Below are 24,975 nucleotides of genomic sequence, written 5' to 3' on the forward strand. Positions count from 1 at the left end.
CGTCACACCTCGCCGCGGTGATCCTTGGTTCCGAACAGCCGGTCGCCCGCGTCACCCAGCCCGGGGACGATGTACTTGTGGTCGTCGAGCCGCTCGTCCATCGACGCGGCATAGACCCGCACGTCGGGATGCGCCGCGGCGAATGCGGCCGCCCCCTCGGGCGCGCAGACCAGCGCCAGGAAGCGGATGTCGCGCGCGCCGGCCTCCTTAACCTTGCGCACCGCCTCGATGGCCGAGCCGGCAGTCGCCAGCATCGGGTCCACCAGCACCGTGACGCGGTCGCCCAGGTCGTCGGGCAGCTTCATCAGGTACTCGACCGGTTGCTTGCTGACCGGGTCACGATAGAGCCCGATATGGCCCACCCGCGCCGCGGGCACGAGGTCGAGCAGCCCCTGCAGCAAGCCGTCGCCCGCGCGCAGGATCGAGACGAAGCACAGCTTCTTGCCCCGCAGGCGCGGTGCCATCATCGGCGTCAGCGGTGTCTCGATTTCGACCTGCTCGACCGGCAGGTCGCGCAGGGTCTCGTAGGCCAGCAGCAGGCTGATCTCGCGCAGCAGGGTCCGGAAACTCGCCGTCGAGGTCTCCTTGTCGCGCATCAGCGTCAGCTTGTGCAGCACCAAAGGGTGGTCGACGATCGTGAAGCTCGGGGGGATCGTGCTCATGGGGCTCTCCGGCGGTGGCGGTCGGTTTTCGACTAGCCGGGCCGGCGACGAAAATCCACCCCGATGGACTGCGCCGACACCCGGTCACCACCTCCGGCGGGCCGGCCGCGCCCATCCGCTCGCCCCGAACGCACCGGCGAGAAGTTTTTCCAGTTGATAAAAGAATTCGCCGTGTCACAGTGATGCCTTGTACCGGGATCACGGAGGTCTGGGATGGACGGGGCACGGCACCAGGCGGGCATCGCGGCAGGGCGGATCTCGGCCGAGGAGGCCGCGCAGAACTTCGCCGACCTCCACCCGCCGCTCGACGGCCACGAGGCCGCGGTGGCGGCTGACCGTTGCTATTTCTGTCATGACGCGCCTTGCGTCGCGGCCTGTCCCACCGGCATCGACATCCCGCTCTTCATCCGCCAGATCGCGACGGGCCAGCCCCGCGCGGCGGCGCAGACGATCTTCGAGAGCAACATCCTGGGCGGCATGTGCGCCCGCGTCTGCCCGACCGAGACGCTGTGCGAGGAAGCCTGCGTGCGCATGACCGCCGAGGAAAAACCTGTCGAGATCGGCCGGCTCCAGCGTTATGCCACCGACGCCCAGATGGCCACGGGCCGCCATCCCTTCACCCGCGCGGCGCAGACTGGCAAGCGCGTCGCCGTGGTGGGCGCGGGGCCCGCGGGCCTTGCCTGCGCGCACCGACTGGCGATGCACGGCCACGATGTGGTGGTGATGGACGCCCGCCCGAAGGGTGGCGGGCTGAACGAATACGGGATCGCTGCCTACAAGACCACGGGCGGCTTCGCCCAGGCCGAGCTCGACTGGCTTTTACAGATTGGCGGGATCGAGTTGCGCACCGGCACGGCTCTGGGGCGCGAGGTGACGCTCGACGCGCTCGAGGCCGACCATGACGCCGTCTTCCTCGGGATCGGCCTCGGCGCGGTCAACGCGCTGGCCTGCGAGGGGGGCGACCTTCCCGGGGTCGAGGACGCGGTCGATTTCATCGCTCGTCTCAGGCAGGCCGAAGATCTCCCGACCCTGCCAGTTGGGCGGCGCGTCGTGGTGATCGGGGGGGGCATGACCGCAGTCGACGCCGCCGTCCAGTCGCGGCTGCTCGGCGCCGAGGAGGTAACCATCGTCTATCGCCGCGCGAAGGCGGCGATGAGCGCGAGCCTCTACGAGCAGGACCTTGCCGCCGCGCGCGGTGTCGGCCTGCGCTACAACGCCCGCCCCGTGCGCGTGATCGGAACGGGCCGCGCCGAGGCAGTCGAGTTCGAATACACCGTCGACGGGCCCGATGGCCTGACCGGCACGGGCGAGACCTTCCGCCTCGCCGCCGACCAGGTGCTGCGCGCCATCGGCCAGGCGCTGGAAACCGGGCCGCTCGCCGGGCTCGAACTCGACGGCCGCAAGATCGCGGTCGACGCCGAGGGCAGAACCTCGCGCGCGGGCGTCTGGGCCGGCGGCGACTGCACCGCAGGCGGCGACGACCTCACGGTGACGGCCGTGGCCCAGGGGCGCGACGCGGCCGAGAGCATCCACCGCGCGCTGATGGAGGGCTGAGCAATGGCAGACATCCGCGGCAATTTCGTTGGCATCAAGTCCCCCAACCCGTTCTGGCTGGCCTCGGCGCCGCCGACGGACAAGGAATACAACGTCAGGCGCGCCTTCGAGGCGGGCTGGGGCGGTGTCGTGTGGAAGACGCTGGGGGCCGAGGGGCCGCCCATCGTCAACGTCAACGGCCCGCGCTACGGCGTCGTCTATGGCGCCGACCGCCGCGTGCTGGGCCTCAACAACATCGAGCTGATCACCGACCGCCCGCTCGAGGTCAATCTGCGAGAGATCAAGGCGGTGAAGCGCGACTACCCGGATCGCGCGCTGGTGGTGAGCCTGATGGTCCCCTGCGAGGAGCAGGCCTGGAAGGACATCCTCGCACGCGTCGAGGAGACCGGGGCCGACGGGGTCGAGCTCAATTTCGGCTGCCCGCACGGCATGTCCGAGCGCGGCATGGGTTCGGCCGTGGGGCAGGTACCCGACTACATCGAGATGGTGACGCGCTGGTGCAAGGCCAACAGCCGCATGCCGGTGATCGTCAAGCTCACGCCCAACATCACCGACATCCGCTACCCCGCCCGGGCGGCGGCAAAGGGCGGCGCCGACGCGGTCAGCCTGATCAACACCGTCTCCTCGATCACCTCGGTCGATCTCGACAACTTCTCGCCAGAGCCGACGATCGACGGCAAGGGCAGCCATGGCGGCTATTGCGGCCCGGCGGTGAAGCCCATCGCGCTCAACATGGTGGCCGAGATCGCCCGTGACCCCGAAACCGCGGGCCTCCCGATCTCGGGCATCGGGGGCATCACAACATGGCGCGACGCCGCCGAGTTCATGGCGCTCGGCTGCGGCAACGTCCAGGTCTGCACCGCGGCGATGACCTACGGCTTCAAGGTGGTGCAGGAGATGATCTCGGGCCTGAAGCTGTGGATGGACGACAAGGGGCATCCGGACCTTGGCGCATTCCGCGGAAGGGCCGTGCCGAATGTCACGGACTGGCAGTATCTCAACCTCAACTACGTCACCAAGGCGCGCATCGACCCCGGCAAGTGCATCGAGTGCGGGCGTTGTTTCGCCGCCTGTGAGGATACCTCGCACCAGGCCATCGCGATGCGCGTCGAGGCCGGCCAGCGCCGCTTCGAGGTGATCGACGAGGAATGTGTCGCCTGCAACCTCTGCGTCGACGTCTGTCCGGTCGAGGGCTGCATCACCATGGAGCGGCTCTCGGCGGGATCGATCGACCCGCGGACCGGGCAGGTGGTGTCCGACGACCACGCCGACTGGACGACCCACCCGAACAACCCGGGGCGCGTGGCGGCCGAATGAACGGCGCCACACCCGGGCGTCCGCGCCGCGGCTTCGGCCGCCCCTAGCCGTGGCCTCGCAGGGCGAAGGCGACGAGCGCGACCAGCCCGGCCGCGTTGAGGAGCCAGAACAGCAGGGTCACCCTGCGGTGGCCCGAAAGCCTGCGCAGCCATTCAGTCATACTGGAACCTCTCGGCCAGGATGCGTTCGGGCGCGACGCCCAGTCCGATCAGCGCGTCCTCGGTCGCGTCCAGCATCTTCGGCGGGCCGCACAGCACGAACAGCCACTGGCGCCGCGACGGGTCGGCGAAAAGCTTGCGCAGCAGGGCTTCATCCACCACGCCCGTGCGCCCCTGCCAGCCGGGCGGCGGCTCGGCCAGCACCTGAACGACCTCCTTGCCCGGGAGCGTGGCGAAGGCCGCGAGGTCGTCGCGCGCGGCAATCTGCGCCTCGGTCCGATTGCCATAGACCAGCACGGCAGGGCGCGGATCGCCCGTCAGGTGCATCTGGCGCATGATGCCCAAGAGCGGCGCGATGCCGATGCCGCCGGCGATCAGCGCGACGCCCGGCTCGGTCCGGCCCTTGATGGTCAGGGTTCCATGCGGCCCGTCGATATGGGCGGGCGTGCCGGGCATGATCGACCCCACGGTCGAGGTGAAGTCGCCAAGCTCCTTGATCAGGAACGACAGCGCCGGGCCCGACGCGGGGGCTGAGCTGATCGAGAACGGGTGTTCGAGTATCGAGAACGGGCTGTTCCCAAGGTTGAGCCAGACGAACTGCCCCGCCTCGTAATTCAGCCCTGCGTGGTCCTGCGGCTCGATCACCACTTCCCAGCTGCGCAGCGCCGCGGGGCGGACGCTCGCGACCCGCCAGGGGGCACGCAGCTGCAGCACCGGGCGCAGCAGGTAGACATGCGCCAGCGTCAGCGCCGCCAGCGCGAACAGGCCCGTCCAGATCCATGCCAGCACGGGGTCGGCGCTGTAGCGCCCGGCTTTCAGCGTGTGATGCAGGATCAGCCCCGCGGCGATCAGCGCGCCGATCCCGTGCATCATGCGCCAAGTCTCGTAGCGGTAGTCAATTCGGTCGCGGTGAATCGCGTGCAGCACCAGAACGAACAGCAGGAGCCAGCCCAGGATGCCGCTCCAGAGCGCGCCGAAATCATGCATCAGCGTCAGGCGCCGCGTCGCGTCCCACGGGTAGGGCCGGATCGACGGCGCGCGGTAGAGAAAGGGATGGACCAGCGCCAGCACCAGCGCCGAGCGGGCGAAGAGCTGGTGGAGCCGCATCGTGACATCCATGCCGATCCGGCCAGAGACGGCGCGGAAGCGGCCCGACAGCACGAACTCGACCAGGATGACCGCGAAGGCGAGCATCCCCGCGCCGGTGGCCAGCTCGTCCCAGAACGACCGGGGAGGCCGTGTGCCCGTCCATGCCAGCGCCAGCGGCACCAGCACCACGCCGACATAGAGACCAAGCAGGAGGCGTGGGTTCATGGCCCTCCCCACGGCTGCGACGCCGAGATCCACCTGCCTGCAATGCTAGGGACGCGGCGGGCGCCGCGCCATGGCAAACGGGGGGCGGGAGGCGATCGGACGCAGCCGCGCGAGCCGCCGCCGGTCGCTCCCGCCCCGCGCCTTAGCGGGGCTCGCTCGCCAGCCCCTTCACGATCGCCCAGCAGGCCAGCAGCAGGACGACGGTGAACGGGAAGCCCGTCGATACCGCCATGGCCTGGAGCGCCCCGAGCCCGCCGCCGAGCAGGAGCGCGATGGCCACCAGCCCCTCGAAGGTGCACCAGAACACGCGCTGCGGCACCGGCGCGTCGACCTTGCCGCCCGCCGTGATCGTGTCGATCACCAGGCTGCCCGAGTCCGACGAGGTGACGAAGAACACGATCACCAGCACGATCCCGATGACCGATGTGACGGAGGCCATCGGCAGTTCGGATAGCATCCCGAAGAGCGAGAGCTCGGGCACGTAGCTGTCGATCACGTAGGTGCGCACCGCGCTCTCGGGGTTCGTCAGCACCTGCTCGATCGCCGTGCCGCCGAAGGCCGTCATCCAGAAGACCGAGACGGCCGAGGGGATCAGGAGCACGCAGACCACGAACTCGCGGACCGAGCGGCCCCGGCTCACCCGGGCGATGAACATCCCGACGAAGGGCGACCAGGAAATCCACCAGGCCCAGTAGAACGAGGTCCAGCCCTGCCGGAAGCCGTCATCGTCGCGTCCGAACGGCATCGAGAGCGGCACGACCTCGCGGGCGTACTCGCCCAGGTTGGTGAAGAACCCGCCGATGATCGCGCCCGTCGGCCCGGCGAAGACGACGAACAGCAACAGCAGCGCCGCGATCGCCATGTTGATCTCGGACAGCACCTTCACCCCGCCATCGAGGCCGCGCAGCACCGAGACCAGCGCGACCGCGGTGATGCCGATGATCAGGAAGACCTGCATGTTAACCGAGTTCGGGATGCCGAAGACGAAGTCGAGCCCGGCATTCGCCTGCTGCGCGCCGAAGCCCAGCGAGGTCGCGAGCCCGAAGAGCGTGGCGAACACGGCCAGGATGTCGATGACATGGCCGACCCAGCCCCAGACCTTCTCGCCGAAGATCGGGTAGAAGATCGACCGCATCGTCAGCGGCAGCCCCTTGTTGAACGAGAAAAGCGCCAGCGCGAGCGCCACGACCGCATAGATCGCCCAGGGGTGCAGGCCCCAGTGGAAGATCGTCGCGGCCATGCCCATGGCGACGGCGGCGTCGACGTTCTCGGGGATCAGGTTGCCGCTCTCGTCGAACGGCGCCGGCACGCCCAGCGGCTCCGAGATCGCCATGTGGTAGACCGGCTCGAGCACGCCGAAGAACATCAGCCCGATGCCCATGCCCGCGGCGAACAGCATCGCGAACCAGCCGAAATAGCTGTAATCGGGCGTCGCCTCCTTGCCGCCCAGCCGGACCGAGCCAAGCGGCGTGACGATCAGCGCGAGGCAGACCAGCACGAAGATGTTCGCCGAGGCCAGGAAGAACCAGTCGAGCGAACCGGTCAGCCAGCTTCTCAGGTCGTTGAAGATCGGTCCGACGCTGTCCTGGAAGGCGAGCGTCAGGAAGGTGAAGGCGACGATCGACAGCCCCGAGATGGCGAAGACGGGGTTGTGGATGTCGAGGCCGAACGGCCCGATTGAGGTCGTTATGTTGTCCTGGCCGATCTCGTAATCGGTCGCGATGATGTCCGCGGCCCCCTCGGGCGCGGGTATGGCCTGGGAGTCGGTGTCGTCGTTCATGAATTCCCCCGGTGTCGTTGTCGGTTGCGCCTGTCGCCGTCAGCGGACGACGAGGACCGAGGCGTCCGAATGCGTGGCGAGTGTCCCGCCGTTCGACGGCCAGATCCAATCGGTGACGTTCGGAATATGCGAGGCCATCACCACCAGGTCCGAGCGTGTCTCGTGCACCGCCTTCAGCAGCGTGTCGTCGAGGTCGATCGACGGGTCATGGCTGGTATAGGCCTTGGTCTCGGCCTGATGGCCATGCCGCGTTGCCTGGTCGCGGCCGAACTCGGCCAGCTTTTCGGCATATTCCTTCGGATTGTGCGCCAGAGAACTTGGGGTTGCGGTAGTAACCCCGACATAAACGACTGGAATCTTGTAATGCTTGGACAGATCTGCCGCAGTTATCAGCGCCTTTTCAAGCCGATTTGCGTGGGCAAGATCGACCGGAACCATTATCCGATTATACATCGTTCCCCCTGTGTTATTTCACGTGCATCCCTCGTGTATTGCACGGGCCAGCGGGATTCAACCTAACAGGGGAATTTGGCGCCGCATCCCCTGTCACCGGACTTTCACGATACGGAAGCGACCTCTGCGGCCATCCGCACGCCACGGTCATCACCACCGGCCTCCTGCGCCGCTGGCACGCTCACGGGGTGCAAACGGCGCCAGGTATTGGCGCGCGCCTTCGCATTCTCGTCCATGCCGCGCGGCGATTTCGCGGCCGGCGGTGTCGCACCCCGGGGTCGGATGCGCCGGCCTTAAAGGCGGTACCCGCCGCGGCGCAGGGGGCTGGGCAGCATGGCCGTGCCCGGGTAATGCTCGCGCCATGAGAGACGCCTCACCCGCTCCCGCCGGCCATGCCGCCGCCCCCGCCGCGACCGATTGGGCCGCGCATGGCGCCATGCTCCTCTTCGCGCTCATGATTTCCGTGTCGTTCTCGCTCGGCCAGCGCGCGGCGCCGCATATCGCGCCCGAGGCACTCACCTTTGCGCGCTTCATGCTCGCCTCGGCGGTGATCGGCGCGCTGGCCTCACGGCGGATGCAGGCCGCGCATTTCGCCAGCCCTTGGCGCTACGGCCTGCTCGGCGGCCTGCTGGGCGGCTATTTCGTGCTGATGTTCGTGGCGCTGCGGCTCACCGACCCGGTCTCGACCTCGGCGGTCTTCACCCTGATCCCGGCGATGAGCGCGTTGTTCGGCTGGATGCTGTTGCGACAGGTGACCACGCCGCGCATGGCGCTGAGCCTCGCGCTGGCCGGGGCAGGGGCGGTGTGGGTGATCTTTCGCGGCGGCGTTGACGCGATCCTCGGCCTCGAGATCGGGCGGGGCGAGGCGATCTTCTTCTTCGGCTGCATGATGCACGCGCTCTACACGCCCCTGGTGCGGCGACTGAACCGGGGCGAGCCGGTCCTGGTATTCACCTTCGGCACGCTGCTGGGCGGGCTCGCGGCCACCGGCATCGCGGGCGCGTCGCAGACCCTGTCGACCGACTGGACGGCGCTGCCGGCGGTGGTCTGGGCGGCGATCTTCTACCTCGGCATCTTCACCACGGCGGGCACCTTCTACCTGCTCCAGTTCGCGGCGCTGCGGCTCAAGTCGGGAACGGTGATGGCCTATGGCTACCTGGTGCCCAGCTTCGTCATCCTGCTCGAAGGCGTGTTCGCCGGGCACTGGGTCGCCGCACCGGTCTGGCTCGGGGTGGTCGCGACGGTCGGCGCGCTGCTGATGCTGCTTAGGGACTGAGCACCGGCGCCTCAGCGCGGCAGGAGCCCGTCGAGGAACACCCGCTCGAGGAACCGCGCGGCGTCGGAAAAGCGCCCCTCGCCCTCGTCGCCCAGCACTGCACGCACCTGCACGTCGAAATCGGCATAGTGCTGGGTCGTGGCCCAGATGGCGAAGATCAGGTGGCGCGGGTCGTGCCGCGCCAGCCGGCCCTGCCGGATCCAGCCCTCGATCACCGCCGCCTTCTCGTCTACCAGGTCCTTGAGCGGCCCCTTCAGCGCCTCGCCCAGCAGCGGCGCGCCGCGCATGATCTCGCCCGCGAATAGCCGGCTCTCGCGCGGGTAGTCGCGCGCCATCTCCAGCTTGCGGCGGATATAGTCGCGGATCTCGTGCCGGGGCTCGCCGCCGGCATCCATCTCGCGCAAGGGGGCGAGCCAGGTTTCCAGCAGCCGGTCGAGCAGCGCGCGGTAGATCTCTTCCTTGCCGGGGAAATAATAGAGCAGGTTCGGCTTCGACATCTCGGCGGCGTCGGCGATCTGGTCGATGGTCGCGCCCCTGAACCCCTCGCGCGAAAAGACCTCCAGCGCCGCGTCCATGATCCGCTCGGCGTTCTCGCGCTGGATGCGGGTGCGCTTCGAGGTGCGGGCCGCGCGCGGGGCACGGCGGCTTCCGCCCTCGGCCAGCCTGGCGTCGCCCTGCGCGTCGTCGGGTGATCGATCCTGCGCCAGGCGCTGCCTCCTTCTCGGGCAATCGGCCATGCGGTGCGCCCGCAGCGGCCAGGGGACGATCCGGGGGTGGCCGCATCGCCAAAAACGCGCTTGACCCCCTCATTCGGGTTGATAGCGTCGATTTTACCAGACGGTCAAGAACAGGCGCAGTGCGGGAGACGGGTCATGGCGGCACCGGGCGAGAATCTCAAGATCGACGGCCAGCGGCTCTGGGACAGCCTCATGGAGATGGCGAAGATCGGCCCCGGCATCGCCGGGGGCAACAACCGCCAGACCCTGACGGACGAGGACGCCGAGGGGCGCCGCCTGTTCCAGCGCTGGTGCGAGGCCGAGGGGCTGACTATCGGCGTCGACCAGATGGGCACCATGTTCGCCCGGCGCGAGGGCACCGACCCCGACGCCCTGCCGGTCTATGTAGGCTCGCATCTCGACACCCAGCCGACCGGCGGCAAGTATGACGGCGTGCTGGGCGTGCTGGGCGGGCTCGAGGTGATCCGCACCCTCAACCGCCTCGGGATCAAGACGCGCCACCCCATCGTCGTCACCAACTGGACGAATGAGGAAGGCACGCGCTTTGCCCCGGCCATGCTGGCCTCGGGCGTCTTCGCGGGCGTGATCGACCAGGACTGGGCCTATGCGCGAGAGGACGCCAAGGGCGTCCGCTTCGGCGACGAGCTCGCGCGCATCGGCTTCAAGGGCGACGAGCCGGTGGGTGCGCGCAAGATGAAGGCCTTCTTCGAGCTCCATATCGAGCAGGGCCCGATCCTCGAGGAAGAAGGCATCGACATCGGCGTCGTCACCCACGGCCAGGGCCTGCGCTGGATCCAGTGCACGGTGACCGGCAAGGAAAGCCACACGGGCTCGACGCCGATGCGGATGCGCCGCAATGCCGGGCGCGGGCTCGCGCAGATCACCGAGCTGGTCCACGAAATCGCGATGAAGCACCAGCCGAACGCGGTGGGTGCCATCGGCCATATCGACGTCTACCCGAACTCGCGCAACATCATCCCCGGAAAGGTGGTATTCACCATCGATTTCCGCAGCCACGTCCTGCCGACGCTCGAGGCCATGGTGGCCGAGCTGATGGACAAGGCGCCCAGGCTCTGCGCCGATCTGGGCCTCGAGTTCTCGTCCGAGATCGTCGGCCAGTTCGACCCGCCCGCCTTCGACGAGGGCTGCGTCGGCGCGATCCGCGACGCTGCCGAGCGGCTGGGCTACAGCCACATGAACATCGTCTCGGGCGCGGGGCACGACGCGTGCTGGATCAACCGCGTGGCCCCGACCGCGATGGTGATGTGCCCCTGCGTCGACGGCCTGAGCCACAACGAGGCCGAGGAGATCACGCCCGAATGGGCCGAGAAGGGGGCGAACGTGCTGTTCCACGCGGTGGTCGAGACGGCGGAGATCGTGGAGTGAACCTATCTCGGGAGCGCGAAGAATACTTCGAACGTGGAGCTGTGCTCGGCGTTAATCTCGCCATACCATTCGCATCGGTTCTTGCCGCGCCTAAACAGATCGCGGCCCTTTTGAAAGCGTTCCTCCATCGCGGAACAGCATGTCGGCATGGACTCGAGCTTCCGATCGAGTTCCGCTTCCAGTCTTCGATGGATCCAAAGTGCAGTGATGGACACGCCGCTAAGCTCGGCGTCCTCACATGCATTGAGCAACTCATCGAGAAGTCGCAGGGCGTCGTCCTTCGAAGGCATGCGTTTCCTCCGCGAACCATGGCTCGCGTTCAGGATGCCGCATATACAGGGAGAGAAGAATGACCAAAGTCATCAAGGGCGGCACCGTCGTCACCGCCGACCGGCAGTACAAGGCAGATGTCCTGATCGACGGCGAGACGATCCTCGAGATCGGCGAGAACCTCAAGGGCGACGAGACGATCGACGCCTCCGAGGCCTATGTCATCCCCGGCGGCATCGATCCGCACACGCATCTCGAGATGCCCTTCATGGGCACCACGGCGGCCGAGACCTTCGAGTCCGGCACCTGGGCCGCGGCGGCGGGCGGCACGACCATGCTGATCGACTTCGTCCTGCCGGGCGAGGACGGCTCGCTGGTGAACGCCGTCAATGAATGGCACCGCAAGTCGGGCAAGCAGATCTGCTCGGACATCGGCTTCCACATGGCCATCACCGGCTGGTCGAAGCAGATCTGGGAGGAGATGGCCCAGGTCGTCGACATGGGCGTGAACTCGTTCAAGCACTTCATGGCCTACAAGGGCGCCCTGATGGTCGAGGACGACGAGATGTACGCGTCCTTCCAGCGCTGCAAGGAACTGGGCGCGCTGCCGATGGTCCATGCCGAGAACGGTGACATCGTCGCCGAGCTGCAGAAGAAATACCTCGCCATGGGCATCACCGGCCCCGAGGGCCACGCCTATTCCCGCCCGCCCGAGGTCGAGGGCGAGGCCGCGAACCGCGCCATCATGATCGCCGATGCCGCCGGCACGCCGCTCTACATCGTGCATGTCTCGTGCGAGCAGGCGCACGAGGCGATCCGGCGCGCGCGCCAGAAGGGGATGCGCGTCTATGGCGAGCCGCTGATCCAGTTCCTGACGCTCGACGAGAGCGAGTATTTCAACAAGGACTGGGAGCACGCGGCCCGGCGCGTCATGTCGCCCCCCTTCCGCAACAAGGAGCACCAGGCCAGCCTCTGGGCCGGCCTCGCCGCGGGCTCGCTGCAGGTCGTGGCCACCGACCACGCGGCCTTCACCACCGCGCAGAAGCATATGGGCGACGGTGACTTCACGCGCATCCCGAACGGCACCGGGGGGCTCGAGGAACGGCTCGGCGTGCTCTGGACCGAAGGGGTCGACACCGGCCGCCTGACGCCCGAGGAATTCGTGGCCGCGACCTCGACCAACATCGCCAAGATCCTGAACATCTACCCCAGGAAGGGTGCTCTGGTGCCCGGCGCGGACGCCGACATCGTGGTCTGGGACCCCTCGATCTCGAAGACCATCGCGGCCTCGACGCAGAAATCCGTGCTCGACTACAACGTCTTCGAGGGCCGCAAGGTCACCGCCCAGCCGCGCTACACCCTCAGCCGCGGCGAGGTGATCTTCGCCTGGGGCCAGAACAGCCAGCCGCAACCGGGCCGCGGCCGCTTCGTGCCCCGCCCGCCGTTCTCCTCGGCCAACCGGGCGCTGTCGAAGTGGAAGGAGCTGAACTCGCCCCGCAAGGTCGAGCGCGACCCGATGAACATCCCGAGCGGGGTCTGAGTGGCGGTGTCACGGCACCCTGGCGTCCAGATGCGGCAGCAGCACGACGCTCTCCTGCTCGTTGGGGTCGGTGCGCGCGATCACCGCGGTCGCGGGCGTGTCCGTGCGGTTCATCGGCAGGTGCGGCACGCCGGGCGGGATGTAGAGAAGCTCGCCCTCGCGCAGCACGATGTGCTCGGCAAGATCGTCGCCGTAGAACATCTCGCTCTCGCCCTTCAGCATGTAGATCGCGGTCTCGTGGCTCTCGTGCAGGTGGGCCTTGGCGCGCCCGCCGGGCGGGATGGTAAGCAGATGCATGCAGATCCCGGTGGCGCCGACACTCTCGGCCGAGATGCCGGCGTCGTAATCGAAGCCCTGCTTCCCGGAATAGCTGGCATCCGGGCGGATGACGCGGCAGCCTCGGGCGGTGGTATCAGGCATGGGTGTTCTCCAGCATGACGGCGGCGGCTCCGAAAACGGACAGGGACGACCTCGCCCGGACTTCCGGCCCGGTGATCGAGGCGCAGGGGCTCGGCCTCACCTTCCAGACCGCCGACGGGCCGGTCCATGCGCTCACGGGCGTCGATCTTAGCATCGGCAAGGGCGATTTCGTCTCGTTCATCGGCCCCTCGGGCTGCGGCAAGACCACCTTCCTACGGGTGATCGCCGATCTCGAGCAGCCGACCGAGGGCACCATCACCGTGAACGGCGTCAGCCCGCGCGAGGCGCGGCTTGCCCGCGCCTACGGCTATGTCTTCCAGGCGGCGGGGCTCTACCCGTGGCGGACCATCGGCGCCAATGTCCGACTGCCGCTCGAGATCATGGGCTACTCGAAGGCCGAGCAGGCCGAGCGGGTCGCCCGCGTGCTCGGACTGGTCGAGCTTGCGGGCTTCGAGAAGAAGTTCCCCTGGCAGCTCTCGGGCGGCATGCAGCAGCGCGCCTCGATCGCCCGTGCGCTGGCCTTCGACGCCGACATCCTCTTGATGGACGAGCCCTTCGGCGCGCTCGACGAGATCGTGCGCGACCACCTGAACGAGGAGGTCCTGCGCCTCTGGGCCAAGACGCGCAAGACGATCTGCTTCGTCACCCACTCGATCCCCGAGGCGGTCTATCTCTCGACCAAGATCGTGGTGATGAGCCCGCGCCCCGGCCGCGTGACCGACGTGATCGAATCCCCCCTGCCGCGCGAGCGCCCGCTCGAGATCCGCGAGACGCCGGAATTCCTCGAAATCGCCCACCGCGTGCGCGAGGGGCTGCGGGCAGGGCACAGCTATGATGTGTAAGGCGGTGCCTGCCACTCGCTCGCGCTGCGCGCGGCGGACGTCATGGCGCAGGGTCGCCCGTACCGCCGCCGCATTCGTGATCGTCGGCTCGCTTGCGTCGCCCGACGCACAGGCAGACACGCTGCAGTATGATCCGGACCTCTGCCCGACCGAAGCGGATGGCAAGGTCTACCTCCGCCTCGCGACCGGAATCGCGTTCGGGTTTCCGTCGGGTTCGCTGCAATACCTCTATGACACCTTCGAGCCCAGACCTGAGGCTCCTGACCCATCAGCACCGGAGGGCTGCCCGGGCAATCCGATCGTCACCAAGACGGCGACCGTGGCCTTTTCCTTCGAGATTCCGCCCAAGGTTGAAAGTGCAGAACCTCGTCGGATCGCGGAGTTCGTGAAGCTGCGCGGGGCCGATGCGCTGGCGTTCCGGCCTGGAACCGACCATCTCTTTTTGCAAAACTCCGTCTTTCATCTCTCCGAAGTGAGCCGGAAGCTCGGGCGCTGCGAGGAGACGCCCAAGGGATGGGAGGTCTGCTATCAGCCCAAGCCGGGCCGGCCGCATCACACGGACAACGGCGCGTATTACATCGCCCTTCCGGACCGGCATCCGCTGCGCTCCGGGATTCCCCTTGCCGCCCGATGCAGTCCGCCGCTCCCATGGAACGGCAAGCGGCTTTGCGATCTCGATTACCGGCCGCTGCCGCGGGTCTATCTCTCCCTGGCTTTCACCGACAAGGAAATCCCAATCGAGTATCTCTTCGCGTTTGACGCCGCCGTCGTCGACTGGCTGGAGAGTTCGCATGTGCCCGAATTGGATTTCATCCCGCCCCCGGGCGTCCTGTACATGGAGGCCGGGCAATGACACGCATCCTCCACCACATCGCCCCGGTCCTGGCGGTCGTCGCGGCCATCGTCGTGCTCTGGTATTTCGCGGCCGTCATCCTCAACGCCCCCTGGGTCTACGATCAGGCCGCGCGGGCGGGCGAGACTGTCGGGCTGGCCGAGCTCATCCCCGCCACCATGGCGCAGGAGCGGCCCGTCCTGCCCGCGCCCCACCAGGTCGCGGCCGAGCTGTGGGACACCACCGTCGAGAAGAAGATCACGTCGAAGCGCAGCCTGATCTATCACGGCTGGATCACGCTCTCGGCCACGCTCCTTGGCTTCGTGATGGGCACGGTGCTGGGGATGCTGCTGGCCATCGGCATCGTCCACAACCGGGCGATGGACATGAGCGTGATGCCCTGGGTCATCGCCTCGCAGACCATCCCGATCCTCGCCATCGCGCCGATGATAATCGTGGTGCTGAACTCGGTCGGGCTGTCGGGGCTGATCCCCAAGGCGACGATCTCGACCTATCTGAGCTTCTTCCCCGTCGTGGTCGGCATGACCAAGGGGCTGCGCTCGCCCGACGCTCTGCAGCTTGACCTGATGACGACCTATTCCGCCAGCCGCGCGCAGATCTTCTGGAAGCTGCGCTTCCCCTCCGCGATGCCCTATCTCTTCACCTCGATGAAGGTGGCGGTGGCCGCGAGCCTCGTGGGCGCCATCGTGGGCGAGCTGCCGACCGGCGCGGTCGCGGGGCTGGGCGCGCGGCTGCTGGCGGGCAGCTATTACGGGCAGACGATCCAGATCTGGTCGGCGCTGTTCGCGGCCGCCTTCCTGGCGGCTGGGCTGGTTGCGCTGATCGGGCTCGCCAGCCGCATGGTCAATGCGCGGATGGGGGCGCGGGCATGAAGGCGCGGCGGTCCTCGACCGAGGTGGGATGGCTCATCGGCGTCGCCGCGGCGGTTGCGGCCGGCACGACGCTTGTGCGCATCGAGCCCGACAACCCGGCGGGAGCCACGGTCTGGGTCGGGATCGTCGCCACATGGGCCGCGTGCTGGGCGCTGGTCGAGTGGATCTCGCGGCTCGACACCAGTACCTCGCCCCGGCTGCGTTCGGCGCTCGGGATTCTCGTGCCGGTGCTGTTCGGGGCGACCGTGCTGTTCCTGTGGGAGGGGGTGGTGCGCGCGGCCAAGATCTCGCCGGTGCTGCTGCCGCCGCCCTCGATGATCTGGGACCGGCTGATCACCTCGACCGGCATCCTGTGGGCCGATTTCGTGCAGACCTATCTCAAGGGCGCGGTGGTGGGCTACGTGCTGGGCTGTGGTGCGGCCTTCCTCACCGCCATCGCCATCGACCGCTCGCCCTTCCTGCAGCGCGGCCTGCTGCCGGTCGGCAACCTCGTGGCGGCCCTGCCGATCATCGGCATCGCGCCGATCATGGTGATGTGGTTCGGCTTCGACTGGCCCTCGAAGGCCGCGGTCGTGGTGGTGATGTGCTTCTTCCCGATGCTGGTGAACACGGTCGAGGGGCTCAAGTCCGCCGACCGCATGCAGGCCGACCTGATGCGCACCTGGGCGGCGTCCTACTGGCAGACGATGTTCAAGCTGCGCCTGCCGGCGGCGGCGCCCTTCATCTTCAACGGGCTCAAGATCTGCTCGACCCTTGCGCTGATCGGCGCGATCGTGGCGGAGTTCTTCGGCACGCCGATCGTGGGCATGGGCTTCCGCATCTCGACCGAGGTGGGGCGAATGAACATCGACATGGTCTGGGCGACGATTACGGTGGCCGCGCTTGCCGGGTCGGCCTCCTACGGCGCCGTGGTGCTGATCGAGCGCGCGGTGACCTTCTGGCACCCTTCGGTCCGGGGTTCGGGCCGGTAACGACAAGGTTCACGACAGGGAGAACCATCATGAAACAGGTGTTCGGATTGGCGCTGGCATCGGCACTGGCGATGGCCGCGGGCGCGGCGCAGGCGGCCGACAAGGTCACGCTGCAGCTCAAATGGGTCACCCAGGCGCAGTTCGCGGGCTACTACGTCGCCAAGGACAAGGGCTTCTACGAGGAGGAAGGTCTCGACGTCGAGATCAAGCCCGGCGGCCCCGACATCGCCCCCGCCCAGGTGCTGGCCGGCGGCGGCGCGGACGTGATCCTCGACTGGATGCCCTCGGCTTTGGCGACGCGCGAGAAGGGGCTGCCGCTGGTGAACATCGCCCAGCCCTTCAAGTCGTCGGGCATGATGCTGACCTGCCTGAAGGAAAGCGGCGTGACTGGCCCCGAGGACTTCCCCGGCCGCACGCTGGGCGTCTGGTTCTTCGGCAACGAGTATCCCTTCCTCAGCTGGATGTCGAAGCTGGGCATCCCGACCGACGGCTCGGCCGGCGGCGTGACGGTGCTCAAGCAGGGCTTCAACGTCGACCCGCTGCTGCAGAAGCAGGCGGACTGCATCTCGACCATGACCTACAACGAGTACTGGCAGGTGATCGACGCCGGCATCACGCCCGAGGAGCTGGTGACCTTCAAGTACGAGGACCAGGGCGTCGCCACGCTCGAGGACGGCATCTACGTGCTCGAGGATGCCCTGAAGGACGAGGCTTTCAAGGACAAGATGATCCGCTTCGTCCGCGCCTCGATGAAGGGCTGGAAATGGGCCGAGGAGAACCCCGACGATGCCGCCGAGATCGTGCTCGAGAACGACGCGACCGGCGCCCAGACGGAAAAGCACCAGAAGCGCATGATGGGTGAGGTCGCCAAGCTCACCGCGGGCTCGGACGGCAGCCTTGACCCCGCCGATTACGAGCGCACGGTGGCCACCCTGCTGGGCGGCGGCTCGGACCCGGTGATCACCAAGGCACCCGAGGGCGCCTGGACGCACGAGATCACGGATGCGGCGCTGAAGTGAGGCGCTGAGACTGCCTGCGCGCTCCGGCTGGAGAGGCCGGGGCGCGCCCAGATGCTCGGCTTCAAGTCGCGGCCGGATCGCTCCCTTCAGTCACCATCCCTCCCGACTTCCTGTTGCGGGGATCCCTGTTCGGGGATCGTTTGGCATCCCAGTTCACGGTTGATCCGCGTGATCGTTTGCCGGATCGGATATACGGGCCTGTCTCCCTTCTCGAATTTGCCCCCGTAACCAACAATGGTGACTTGATACCGACATCCCTCCTTCAGGTTTGCCTGAAGGTGCTTTCGGCCCTGGTGGATTCCCCAGAACTCATAGGAATACGGGAGCCTGTAATCGCCCATATCCGTAAAGATTGCTCCACAGTATCCTGCATATCCGTGCGTCGGGGCCGAGCTTCTCGATTTCGAGCCGAACAACTTGGTCCTCCTTGGATAGCAATCCTCAACAGCGTCATTGTCTGTGACCGTGATTTGAGCGCGATGCGAAAAGAAAATGTATTTATGATATAAAATGAAAAAGAGTGGCGATAATATTAATAAAATAACAATGATTTTGTTAAATTTCAAATCAAGGATCCATGTGTCATTAGTTAAGATTGTTGCCTTTATTACGTTGGTTTCCCATTCCCATCCCAAGGCGCATCGCCAGGTGCCGCACCGGCGCGATCCCGTGGATCGCCTTGAGCCCCAGCCGGCGCAGGTCGCGGACCGGCTGGGCCTCGGCCTGGGCAAAGCGGTTCAGGGCATCGACCCCGGCGACGCGCGCCGCCATCTCGGGCCAGCGGGCCCGGTGGTAGCGCGACAGCAGGTCGGGCGCGCCGATGTCGCGCCCCTCGCGATGGGCGGCGGCGACCAGCCCGGCCAGGGACTCGATGTCGGCGAGGCTTATGTTCAGCCCTTGCGCCCCGATCGGCGGGATGACATGGGCGGTCTCGGCGACCAGGGCCAGCCGCTCGGCCCAGAGCCGGGTGGCAAGCTGGCCGATGATCGGCCAGACCGCGCGCGGGCTCGCCACCTCGAGCGGCCCGAAGATGCCCATCGTCTCGGCCGTGATCTCGACGCAGAGGCGCGTGTCGTCCATCGCCGCCAGTTCGTCGGCCCGCGCGTTCGGCACCATCCACACCACCGACGAGCAGGGCCGCCCGTCGATGTCGGGCATCGGTACCAGCGTCAGCGGGCCGCCCGTGCGGTGGATCTCGGTCGAACAGCCCTCGTGCGGGGCGGGGTGGGTCACGCAGAACACCAGCGCCCTCTGCCCGTAATGCCAGCGCCGGACGCCTAGGCCCGCCGCCTCGCGCAGCGCCGAGTCGCGCCCGTCGGCGGCCACGACCAGCCGCGCGCGGACCTGGCGCCCGTCGCCCAGCCGGGCCACCGCCTCGGCGGTCCGGCGCAGCACCCGCGTGACCGTCGTCCCGTCGATCAGCCGGGCATGGGGCGTCGCGGCGATCGCGTCGACCAGCGCGCGCCGCGCCGCGCGGTTCGTGACGTTGAAGCCGAAGGGCCGGTCGCCCATCTCGCGCGCGTCGAAGGGGCAGTCCTCGCGGACATGGCGCGCCTCGCCCCCGGCATCCACCAGCCGCATGGTCCAGAGCGGCGTCGCCGCTTGCGCCATCGCCTGCCACGCGCCGGCGCGGGTCAGCGTCTCGACCGCCGGCATCAGGAAGGCGGTGGTGCGCAGGTCCGGCCCCTCGGCCGCGGCGGGCAGGGGGTCGACGCAGGCGACGCGCACCCCCTCGGCGGCGAGCCGCAGGGTGGCCGCGAGCCCGGCGATGCCGCCGCCGGAGACGAGGATATCGGTGTCGATCGTTTCCATGGCTTCCAGAGCTAAACCGCGCCGGTCCGCCTCTCAAGTGGCGTTGCGACGCATGGCGAAGAAGTCGCGCAGCAGATCGGCGGACTCGGCCGCCGATATGCCGTCATAGACCTCGGGCACGTGGTGGCACTGGCGGTGCGAGAAGACCCGCGCGCCATGGGCGACGCCGCCGGTCTTGGGGTCCTCGGCGCCGTAGTAGAGCCGGCGGATGCGCGCGAGCGAGATCGCGCCCGCGCACATCGGGCAGGGCTCCAGCGTGACGTAGAGATCGCAGTCCGTGAGCCGCTCCGAGCCCAGGGCGACCGCGGCCGCGCGGAGCGCCAGCATCTCGGCATGCGCCGTGGGATCGGCTCGCTCGCGCACGCGGTTGCCGTCGGCGGCCAGAACGCGCCCTCCGGGCGCGACGACGACGGCGCCGACCGGGGTCTCTCCCCGCGCCGCGGCTGCGCGCGCCTCGGCCAGCGCCCGGTCCATATGCGAGACGAATTTCATGCCGCGCGACGATGCCCCGGAAGCGGGGGCGGCGCAATCTCCGCGTCTGCCGCGCCGCTTTCCCCTCGCCAAGCCGGATCGTCTGGCGTAGAGGGGGCGCATGGCAAGACCTCCCTCACATCGTCCCGGCCCGCGTCAGGGCGGCAAGCCCACAGGCACCGGCCGCGCGACCCGCGAGACCTCCGCAAGGACCGTGGCGGCCGCCCCCGTGTCCGACGGGCCGGAGCGGATCGCCAAGCGCCTCGCCCGCGCCGGCGTCGCATCGCGCCGCGAGGTCGAGCGGATGATCACGGATGGCCGCGTCCGTCTCAACGGCCGGGTGCTCGACACGCCCGCGGTGACCGTCACGGCTGCCGACCGGATCGAGGTCGACGGCAAGCCTGTCGCCGAACCCGAGCCGGCACGGCTCTGGCGCTATCACAAGCCCGCGGGGCTTGTGACCTCGGCGCGCGACGAGAAGGGTCGCGACACGGTGTTCGACCACCTGCCGGCCGAGCTGCCGCGGGTGATGACGATCGGGCGGCTCGACCTGAACTCGGAAGGCTTGCTGCTGCTCACCAATGACGGCGAGCTGAAGCGCCGGCTCGAGCTCCCCTCGACCGGCTGGCTGCGCAAGTATCGGGTCCGTGTCCACGGTGATCCCGACGACGTGGCGCTGGAGCCGTTGCGAAAGGGCATCATTGTCGATGGCGAGCGATTCCAGCCCATGACCGTCACGATCGACCGCCAGCAGGGGTCGAATGCCTGGCTCACCGTCGGCCTGCGCGAGGGGCGGAACCGCGAGGTCAGACGGGCGATGGAGGCGGTCGGACTGACGGTCAACCGCCTGATCCGGCTCAGCTATGGCCCGTTCCAGCTTGGCGATCTCGCGGCCGGGGCGGTCGAGGAAGTGCGCTCGAAAGTTCTCGCCGATCAGCTTGGTGGCGCATCGCGCAAGCGATGAGCGCCGTACAGGGCGCAACGACCGAAACGGCGCATGGCGGGAACGGTGGCGCTTTCCATTGCGATCCCGAATGTGCTATCAATCCTTGATGTTTGCGTGGCCGCCATTCGTGGCGACCGATATGGGGCGTCCGCGAGTGTTTGGACGGAGGGTGAAGTGAAACGTTTCGCAGTGGTTGTTGCGGCCGCCGTGTGCCTTGGATTGGCCGGGTGCTCGGGGTCGACCGGTGGACCTGATACAGAGACCGCCGCACAGGAAGCCGAATACCAGCAAGAGCTCAATCGCGGCTTCGCGATGTTGCGCGACCAGCGCTTCGAAGAAGCCAAGGACCATTTCTCGGAAATGGCTCAGGACCATCCCAAGGATGCAACCGTCGCGTTGTCCTTGGGCGTGGCGCATCACGAGCTTGGGGAATGGGACGCCGCGCAGGTCCAGTACGACAAGGCCGTCGAGAACGGCAACCTCGTGATCGTCAAGGAGACGATCTACAAGGGCAAGGTCACCGAGGAACGGACGACCATCGCCAACCTCGCCTTCAAGAACATCGAGCAGCTGCGCGCTGATCGTGCTGGCTGAGCGGGGTGTATAGTGTGATGACGGGAACAGTATCCATGCGAAAGATTGCAGCAGCGGGCTTCACCGCGATCCTGACCGCGCTGGCGCCCATGGCGGGGCAGGCCCAGGTTGCAGGCGTTCCGGCCGACGACAAGGCGGCGGCGGCCATTCCGCCCGCGGCGGTCGCGGTTGGCGCGGCTGCGCTGATCGGCGGCGGCGTCGCGATCGCGCTTTCGGGCGGTGGCGGCGGCGGTGGTTCGACCACCTCGACGACGGGCACGACGACGCCCTCGCCGTCCGACTGAGGCTTGCCGGAGCGGCAGCCCAGACCTGCCGCCATGCAAGATGTCCGAGCTATGCTATGGGGCCCCTGAAGGGCCCCGTTTGCTTTTTGCATCCCGCGTTATCTGCGGGTCACGCGGTCAGCCTTCTGCGGATGCTCTCAGCAGTTCGACGATGACCGGCCGGGTGGTTGGCCCGGTCCACTGCTGCGAGCGCCGGATCGTGCCCGAGTCAGGCTCGACCCAGTAGGTATTCTCGAAGCTGCGGCGCTGATTGGTGCAGGTCTCGACGATGCGCACGGTCTCGTATCGCTCGATGACCTCGATGTTCTCGCGCACCACCCGGTCGAAGACGCAGCTGACGACGATCGAGTAGTTGTAGAGGTCGCGTTGCCGGTACTGGTATTCGCGATCCACCTGTCCCGGCCACTGGATCAGGGGGACCGGGTGGGCCACGGGATCGTCTCGCTGGAAGCGCACGGCGAGCAGGTCGATGCCGAAGCCATAGGTTCCCGACACCGCGCCTTCGTGCATCCTGATGCCGCGACGGTTCTGGTCCTGAAAGTTCTGCTGGTCATCCGCTGCATAGGGGGCGGCGCTGAGAATGATGCGCTGAACGCCGCCGAGCGTGAGCGCGATCATCGGCTCTGGCGATTGCGCCAGCACGTCGGCCGGTATCGCGCCCTCCGGCATCACGAGCGGGGGCTCCTCGGCGCGGCCGGTGCGGATGCTGCTTGCCGCGACCTCTGCAAGCTCGCCGAGCGGGCCCAGCTGCTCGCTCGCGCTGCCGCATGCGGACAGCAGCACCGCCAGGGCGGTCATCGCGTGACGCAGTTGCGTGCGGGAGCCGATCATTCCCAGAACCCTCCCCAGCGCGTCTTCAGACCGCCCCGATCATTGTCGCGCACCGTCGGGTAGAGCCGGTTCGCGACGATCAGGCGCTGCCCGCCGTCCCGCGTCACCGGGCGGATCGTGGTCGAGTACGAACTGCGGCCGTCGAAGGGAAGCACCCAGTTGAACGGGATCGTCAGCGTGATGCCCTTGTCGAAGCTGCCCTCGCCGAACTCGTCAAAGGGCACGTCGGTGAGGGTGAAGAAGGCGCCGATCTCCCAGCCATTGGCGAAGCGGCGCGAGAGCGAGAACGTGCCGCCCCAGTCGCCTGCGAGATATCGCCCGGCATCGATCTGGGTGGAGATGCCGTAGAACCCCGTATCCCAGTAGAACGAGGCGTGGCCGGTGAACACATCGTAGTTGCGGAAGCCGAAATACCCCTCGAAATCGCGCTGCTGGACCCAGTTGATCTCGCCGCCGATGCCCCAGGACTGGTCGACCGGTTTCCACAGCACCTCGGCCCCGACGCCGCCGAACATCCGCTCGAAAAGCCCGCCCGAGAAGCGCGCGTAGATGTCGTCGTCCAGCTTGGTCACGTAATCGGCCGTGAGCCGTGAAATCACCGGCGTGTCGGTGCGGAAATACTCGGCGAGATCGGTGCGCACTGGCGGCAGGTCCGAGTCCGGGTCGCGCTCGATGTCGTCGAGATTGCCGACGATCCGCTGCGTGATCTCGGCCGAGGCCGATATGCCCGGCGCTACCTCGACCGTGCCGAGCGCGAGGATCTGCAGATCGGCGCGAAGCGGGCTGTCGGGGTCGAAGAAGTTGATCGGCACATAGGGACCGATCGAATAGGACGCGCGCGGGAAGAGGCTGTCGACCCCCTCGACGGCGCTCCACTGCGGCTTGGGCGCCTCGGCAAGCGTGGCCGCGGACCACATGTCGGTCGCGCCATCGGACTGGTCGACGAAGTCCTCGACGTCGGTGCGGGTGATCGCGATCGTCGCCACCGGCAGGCCGTTCTCGACCGGAACGATTTCGAAGAGCTCGACCGAGGGCGGCATCGAGCGGCTGAGCGCCCGGGCCGTGCGCCCGATGGCGCGCGGCATGGCGAAGAAGCGCCGGTTCTCGATATAGACCCGCGCGCGGGTCGCGAAGAGCTCGATGCCGAAGAGCCCGACACCATCGGTCGCAAGGGCCTCGCCGAGGGCCTCGACGGCGCGCTCGCGGTTGGCGGGGTCGTCGTACCAGTCGGTCGAAAAGTCGGTCGCTGCCCGGCGCGCGGCCCGGATCGCCCGCTCGCCGGCAGGCCGCAGTGCGACCGTGCAGATCGCCTGGCCATCCGGGCGCACGTATGTAACGAGGTCGATCAGCTGAAGATCGGCATCGATGCCGGTGGCGGTCGCGGCCGGGCAGGCGTCGTCGGCCGAAGCCGGAAGGACCGCCTGCGCGCGCCTGGTGCCGTCGGGGTCTGTCTCGAGCGTGACCTTCTTGATCCCGGCTTCGCGGTAGTCGGTCACCGGGACGGCCCCGGTCACCAGGTCGATGGTCTTGCCGAGACCGACGGACGGCGCCGTGCTGGGCTGCAGGCTGCGATGCCGAACCGGGAGGGTCGAGGGCTCGGTGTCGAAAGGCGCGGGCGGCGAGAAGGGATTGCCCGAGATGGTGATCCGAACACCGAATTCCGAGCCGTACATGTAGTAGGCCCCGACCTCGATGTTCTCGATGGGCCTGTATTCGATCCCGAAGTTGACGGGAATGTTCTGGTCGAAGTTGCCGGAGAGTTCCTCGCGCGTGTAGGCGTCGCTCGACAACTCGGCCTTCAGGGCAAGCCCGTCGATCGGCGTGTCCCACTGGACGCCGCCGAAGAAGCCCATTTTCTCGCCGCGGAAGAAACGGCCGAAATTCACTTCGCCGCCCACGCCGTCGAAGTCGTCGCGGTCGCACATGCTGTCGATCGCCGCGCAGAAGACGTTCTCGACATCGTTCGCTGACGAAAGGCGCCCCCAGCCGACGCCGCCGGTGAGCACGACGCTGCCTTCGAAAAAGCGCTTGGTCGCCGCGATGTATTCGGACGAGTAGACGCCCGTGCCGAGGAAGTCCTGGAAGCCCACGACCACGTTCGGCCAGATTTCGGATTCTCGGATCAGCCTGAGCTTGATGTCGAAGCTGCGGTCGTAGAGGTCCTCGGTGCCGGCGCTGAGAAAATCTGTGAGGATGCTGTATCGGAACGCGGCCTCGACGCCCGGAAAGATCTGCGCCGAGAGCGTGTTGCGCATGTAGCCGCCGAAATATCCGCTGGTCAGGCTGATCTGGGCGTCCGGCTGCATCTCGGCCGAGGGCATGTCGATCAGGCCGGTCACGCCATAGAGGTTGTGGTGCGGCCGTGGCGGCTCCTCGGGCATCTCTGCGCGCGTGCTGACCGGCGCGGCAAGTGCCGCACAGGCGCAAAGCCGCACCGCGACTGACTTGATGTCGCGCACCACCCCTTCGGAGCCCCCGCTCGCAGATCTCCCCGCGCGACCTTGCCTCTATCGCGCGCGGGCAGCCTACGGATTTGAAACTGGTGTCACAATCCGTTTTTCGGCAAGTCGGAATCGCCGTCGGGAAATCGCGTGCGTCGGGCAACAGGTGTGC

At 67.7% G+C, this 24,975-nt stretch carries 23 protein-coding genes and 1 pseudogene; 13 read left to right on the forward strand and 11 right to left on the reverse strand.

What is annotated here, in order from left to right; genetic code table 11:
• Positions 1–2: 2 nt before the first annotated feature.
• A complete protein-coding gene (gene upp / locus H0I76_RS10475) occupies positions 3–662 on the reverse strand; it encodes a uracil phosphoribosyltransferase (protein ID WP_200609815.1) in 660 nt (219 codons plus the stop codon).
• 213 nt (positions 663–875) lie between these two features.
• Here upp and H0I76_RS10480 point away from each other — a divergent pair, with 213 nt between their 5' ends.
• Together H0I76_RS10480 and preA are read left to right on the forward strand one after the other, a co-directional pair.
• Positions 876–2,216: an NAD(P)-dependent oxidoreductase gene (locus H0I76_RS10480; RefSeq protein ID WP_200609816.1), complete on the forward strand. Its 1,341-nt coding sequence runs from the start codon at positions 876–878 to the stop codon at positions 2,214–2,216.
• Positions 2,217–2,219: 3 nt separating this feature from the next.
• Positions 2,220–3,533, forward strand: coding sequence for an NAD-dependent dihydropyrimidine dehydrogenase subunit PreA (preA, locus tag H0I76_RS10485; protein ID WP_200609817.1), 1,314 nt, complete (start codon positions 2,220–2,222; stop codon positions 3,531–3,533).
• A 152-nt stretch (positions 3,534–3,685) separates the two neighbouring features.
• On the opposite strand, the gene H0I76_RS10490 is transcribed toward preA, so the two are convergent.
• The 3 genes from H0I76_RS10490 to H0I76_RS10500 all read right to left on the reverse strand — a co-directional run bounded on the left by H0I76_RS10490 (position 3,686) and on the right by H0I76_RS10500 (position 7,238).
• Positions 3,686–5,005: a ferredoxin reductase family protein gene (locus tag H0I76_RS10490; RefSeq protein WP_200609818.1), complete on the reverse strand. Its 1,320-nt coding sequence runs from the start codon at positions 5,003–5,005 to the stop codon at positions 3,686–3,688.
• Positions 5,006–5,147: 142 nt separating this feature from the next.
• Positions 5,148–6,785 (reverse strand): BCCT family transporter, encoded by a 1,638-nt coding sequence (locus H0I76_RS10495; RefSeq protein ID WP_200609819.1) that lies wholly within the window; start codon positions 6,783–6,785, stop codon positions 5,148–5,150.
• Positions 6,786–6,824: 39 nt separating this feature from the next.
• On the reverse strand, positions 6,825–7,238 hold the full coding sequence (locus H0I76_RS10500; RefSeq protein WP_200609820.1) for a universal stress protein: 414 nt from the start codon (positions 7,236–7,238) through the stop codon (positions 6,825–6,827).
• Positions 7,239–7,599: 361 nt separating this feature from the next.
• Between H0I76_RS10500 and H0I76_RS10505 the strand changes: the two genes are divergently transcribed.
• On the forward strand, positions 7,600–8,514 hold the full coding sequence (locus H0I76_RS10505) for a DMT family transporter (protein ID WP_200609821.1): 915 nt from the start codon (positions 7,600–7,602) through the stop codon (positions 8,512–8,514).
• A gap of 11 nt (positions 8,515–8,525) precedes the next feature.
• Here the strand turns inward: H0I76_RS10505 and H0I76_RS10510 are convergent, their stop codons facing one another.
• A complete protein-coding gene (locus H0I76_RS10510) occupies positions 8,526–9,089 on the reverse strand; it encodes a TetR family transcriptional regulator C-terminal domain-containing protein (protein WP_234455266.1) in 564 nt (187 codons plus the stop codon).
• A gap of 297 nt (positions 9,090–9,386) precedes the next feature.
• On the opposite strand from H0I76_RS10510, the gene H0I76_RS10515 reads away from it, so the two are divergent.
• A complete protein-coding gene (locus H0I76_RS10515; protein ID WP_200609823.1) occupies positions 9,387–10,637 on the forward strand; it encodes a Zn-dependent hydrolase in 1,251 nt (416 codons plus the stop codon).
• A gap of 2 nt (positions 10,638–10,639) precedes the next feature.
• Here H0I76_RS10515 and H0I76_RS10520 read toward each other — a convergent pair whose 3' ends face one another.
• Positions 10,640–10,927, reverse strand: a complete 288-nt coding sequence (locus H0I76_RS10520; RefSeq protein WP_200609824.1) for a hypothetical protein — start codon at positions 10,925–10,927, stop codon at positions 10,640–10,642.
• A 59-nt stretch (positions 10,928–10,986) separates the two neighbouring features.
• Between H0I76_RS10520 and hydA the strand changes: the two genes are divergently transcribed.
• Positions 10,987–12,447 carry a dihydropyrimidinase gene (gene hydA / locus H0I76_RS10525; protein ID WP_200609825.1) on the forward strand — a complete coding sequence of 487 codons (1,461 nt, stop codon included), beginning with the start codon at positions 10,987–10,989 and terminating at the stop codon, positions 12,445–12,447.
• Between the two features lie 9 nt (positions 12,448–12,456).
• Here hydA and H0I76_RS10530 read toward each other — a convergent pair whose 3' ends face one another.
• The gene (locus H0I76_RS10530; RefSeq protein WP_200609826.1) at positions 12,457–12,867 is read right to left on the reverse strand and encodes a cupin domain-containing protein; all 411 of its coding nucleotides are present in this window, start codon (positions 12,865–12,867) and stop codon (positions 12,457–12,459) included.
• 14 nt (positions 12,868–12,881) lie between these two features.
• Between H0I76_RS10530 and H0I76_RS10535 the strand changes: the two genes are divergently transcribed.
• From H0I76_RS10535 to H0I76_RS10555, 5 genes are read left to right on the forward strand one after another with little or no spacing between them, the layout of a single operon-like run.
• On the forward strand, positions 12,882–13,709 hold the full coding sequence (locus tag H0I76_RS10535; RefSeq protein WP_200609827.1) for an ABC transporter ATP-binding protein: 828 nt from the start codon (positions 12,882–12,884) through the stop codon (positions 13,707–13,709).
• Positions 13,699–14,562 carry a hypothetical protein gene (locus H0I76_RS10540; protein ID WP_200609828.1) on the forward strand — a complete coding sequence of 288 codons (864 nt, stop codon included), beginning with the start codon at positions 13,699–13,701 and terminating at the stop codon, positions 14,560–14,562. The genes H0I76_RS10535 and H0I76_RS10540 overlap by 11 nt, the downstream gene beginning before the upstream one ends.
• Entirely contained in the window at positions 14,559–15,434 is an 876-nt protein-coding gene (locus H0I76_RS10545; RefSeq protein WP_200609829.1) for an ABC transporter permease, read from the forward strand. Before H0I76_RS10540 ends, H0I76_RS10545 begins: the two co-directional genes overlap by 4 nt.
• Positions 15,431–16,405, forward strand: a complete 975-nt coding sequence (locus H0I76_RS10550) for an ABC transporter permease (protein ID WP_200609830.1) — start codon at positions 15,431–15,433, stop codon at positions 16,403–16,405. Before H0I76_RS10545 ends, H0I76_RS10550 begins: the two co-directional genes overlap by 4 nt.
• A gap of 29 nt (positions 16,406–16,434) precedes the next feature.
• Positions 16,435–17,424 carry an ABC transporter substrate-binding protein gene (locus H0I76_RS10555; protein WP_200609831.1) on the forward strand — a complete coding sequence of 330 codons (990 nt, stop codon included), beginning with the start codon at positions 16,435–16,437 and terminating at the stop codon, positions 17,422–17,424.
• A 585-nt stretch (positions 17,425–18,009) separates the two neighbouring features.
• On the opposite strand, the gene H0I76_RS10560 is transcribed toward H0I76_RS10555, so the two are convergent.
• Positions 18,010–19,236, reverse strand: coding sequence for an FAD-dependent oxidoreductase (locus tag H0I76_RS10560; RefSeq protein ID WP_200609832.1), 1,227 nt, complete (start codon positions 19,234–19,236; stop codon positions 18,010–18,012).
• A gap of 33 nt (positions 19,237–19,269) precedes the next feature.
• Positions 19,270–19,728, reverse strand: a complete 459-nt coding sequence (locus tag H0I76_RS10565) for a nucleoside deaminase (protein WP_200609833.1) — start codon at positions 19,726–19,728, stop codon at positions 19,270–19,272.
• Positions 19,729–19,828: 100 nt separating this feature from the next.
• On the opposite strand from H0I76_RS10565, the pseudogene H0I76_RS10570 reads away from it, so the two are divergent.
• The 3 genes and pseudogenes from H0I76_RS10570 to H0I76_RS10580 all read left to right on the forward strand — a co-directional run.
• Positions 19,829–20,650: pseudogene (locus H0I76_RS10570) on the forward strand (pseudouridine synthase); the annotation flags it as partial.
• A gap of 54 nt (positions 20,651–20,704) precedes the next feature.
• Positions 20,705–21,247 carry a tetratricopeptide repeat protein gene (locus H0I76_RS10575; RefSeq protein WP_200609835.1) on the forward strand — a complete coding sequence of 181 codons (543 nt, stop codon included), beginning with the start codon at positions 20,705–20,707 and terminating at the stop codon, positions 21,245–21,247.
• Between the two features lie 35 nt (positions 21,248–21,282).
• Complete coding sequence (locus H0I76_RS10580; protein WP_200609836.1) at positions 21,283–21,531, forward strand: hypothetical protein; 249 nt, start codon at positions 21,283–21,285, stop codon at positions 21,529–21,531.
• Between the two features lie 117 nt (positions 21,532–21,648).
• On the opposite strand, the gene H0I76_RS10585 is transcribed toward H0I76_RS10580, so the two are convergent.
• Both H0I76_RS10585 and H0I76_RS10590 read right to left on the reverse strand, forming a co-directional pair.
• Positions 21,649–22,362, reverse strand: coding sequence for a YjbF family lipoprotein (locus H0I76_RS10585; RefSeq protein ID WP_200609837.1), 714 nt, complete (start codon positions 22,360–22,362; stop codon positions 21,649–21,651).
• Entirely contained in the window at positions 22,359–24,821 is a 2,463-nt protein-coding gene (locus H0I76_RS10590; RefSeq protein WP_200609838.1) for a YjbH domain-containing protein, read from the reverse strand. The genes H0I76_RS10585 and H0I76_RS10590 overlap by 4 nt, the downstream gene beginning before the upstream one ends.
• Between the last annotated feature and the right edge of the window lie 154 nt (positions 24,822–24,975).

Source organism: Thermohalobaculum xanthum, assembly GCF_016623495.1.
In the GTDB taxonomy this organism is placed as follows: Bacteria; Pseudomonadota; Alphaproteobacteria; order Rhodobacterales; family Rhodobacteraceae; genus Thermohalobaculum; species Thermohalobaculum xanthum.

Coding starts and splice junctions, on each gene's coding strand:
- upp (WP_200609815.1), bottom strand. CDS start 662: ATGAGCACGATCCCCCCGAGCTTCACGATCGTCGACCACCCTTTGGTG.
- H0I76_RS10480 (WP_200609816.1), top strand. CDS start 876: ATGGACGGGGCACGGCACCAGGCGGGCATCGCGGCAGGGCGGATCTCG.
- preA (WP_200609817.1), top strand. CDS start 2,220: ATGGCAGACATCCGCGGCAATTTCGTTGGCATCAAGTCCCCCAACCCG.
- H0I76_RS10490 (WP_200609818.1), bottom strand. CDS start 5,005: ATGAACCCACGCCTCCTGCTTGGTCTCTATGTCGGCGTGGTGCTGGTG.
- H0I76_RS10495 (WP_200609819.1), bottom strand. CDS start 6,785: ATGAACGACGACACCGACTCCCAGGCCATACCCGCGCCCGAGGGGGCC.
- H0I76_RS10500 (WP_200609820.1), bottom strand. CDS start 7,238: ATGTATAATCGGATAATGGTTCCGGTCGATCTTGCCCACGCAAATCGG.
- H0I76_RS10505 (WP_200609821.1), top strand. CDS start 7,600: ATGAGAGACGCCTCACCCGCTCCCGCCGGCCATGCCGCCGCCCCCGCC.
- H0I76_RS10510 (WP_234455266.1), bottom strand. CDS start 9,089: ATGGACGCGGCGCTGGAGGTCTTTTCGCGCGAGGGGTTCAGGGGCGCG.
- H0I76_RS10515 (WP_200609823.1), top strand. CDS start 9,387: ATGGCGGCACCGGGCGAGAATCTCAAGATCGACGGCCAGCGGCTCTGG.
- H0I76_RS10520 (WP_200609824.1), bottom strand. CDS start 10,927: ATGCCTTCGAAGGACGACGCCCTGCGACTTCTCGATGAGTTGCTCAAT.
- hydA (WP_200609825.1), top strand. CDS start 10,987: ATGACCAAAGTCATCAAGGGCGGCACCGTCGTCACCGCCGACCGGCAG.
- H0I76_RS10530 (WP_200609826.1), bottom strand. CDS start 12,867: ATGCCTGATACCACCGCCCGAGGCTGCCGCGTCATCCGCCCGGATGCC.
- H0I76_RS10535 (WP_200609827.1), top strand. CDS start 12,882: ATGACGGCGGCGGCTCCGAAAACGGACAGGGACGACCTCGCCCGGACT.
- H0I76_RS10540 (WP_200609828.1), top strand. CDS start 13,699: ATGATGTGTAAGGCGGTGCCTGCCACTCGCTCGCGCTGCGCGCGGCGG.
- H0I76_RS10545 (WP_200609829.1), top strand. CDS start 14,559: ATGACACGCATCCTCCACCACATCGCCCCGGTCCTGGCGGTCGTCGCG.
- H0I76_RS10550 (WP_200609830.1), top strand. CDS start 15,431: ATGAAGGCGCGGCGGTCCTCGACCGAGGTGGGATGGCTCATCGGCGTC.
- H0I76_RS10555 (WP_200609831.1), top strand. CDS start 16,435: ATGAAACAGGTGTTCGGATTGGCGCTGGCATCGGCACTGGCGATGGCC.
- H0I76_RS10560 (WP_200609832.1), bottom strand. CDS start 19,236: ATGGAAACGATCGACACCGATATCCTCGTCTCCGGCGGCGGCATCGCC.
- H0I76_RS10565 (WP_200609833.1), bottom strand. CDS start 19,728: ATGAAATTCGTCTCGCATATGGACCGGGCGCTGGCCGAGGCGCGCGCA.
- H0I76_RS10575 (WP_200609835.1), top strand. CDS start 20,705: ATGGCGGGAACGGTGGCGCTTTCCATTGCGATCCCGAATGTGCTATCA.
- H0I76_RS10580 (WP_200609836.1), top strand. CDS start 21,283: ATGCGAAAGATTGCAGCAGCGGGCTTCACCGCGATCCTGACCGCGCTG.
- H0I76_RS10585 (WP_200609837.1), bottom strand. CDS start 22,362: ATGATCGGCTCCCGCACGCAACTGCGTCACGCGATGACCGCCCTGGCG.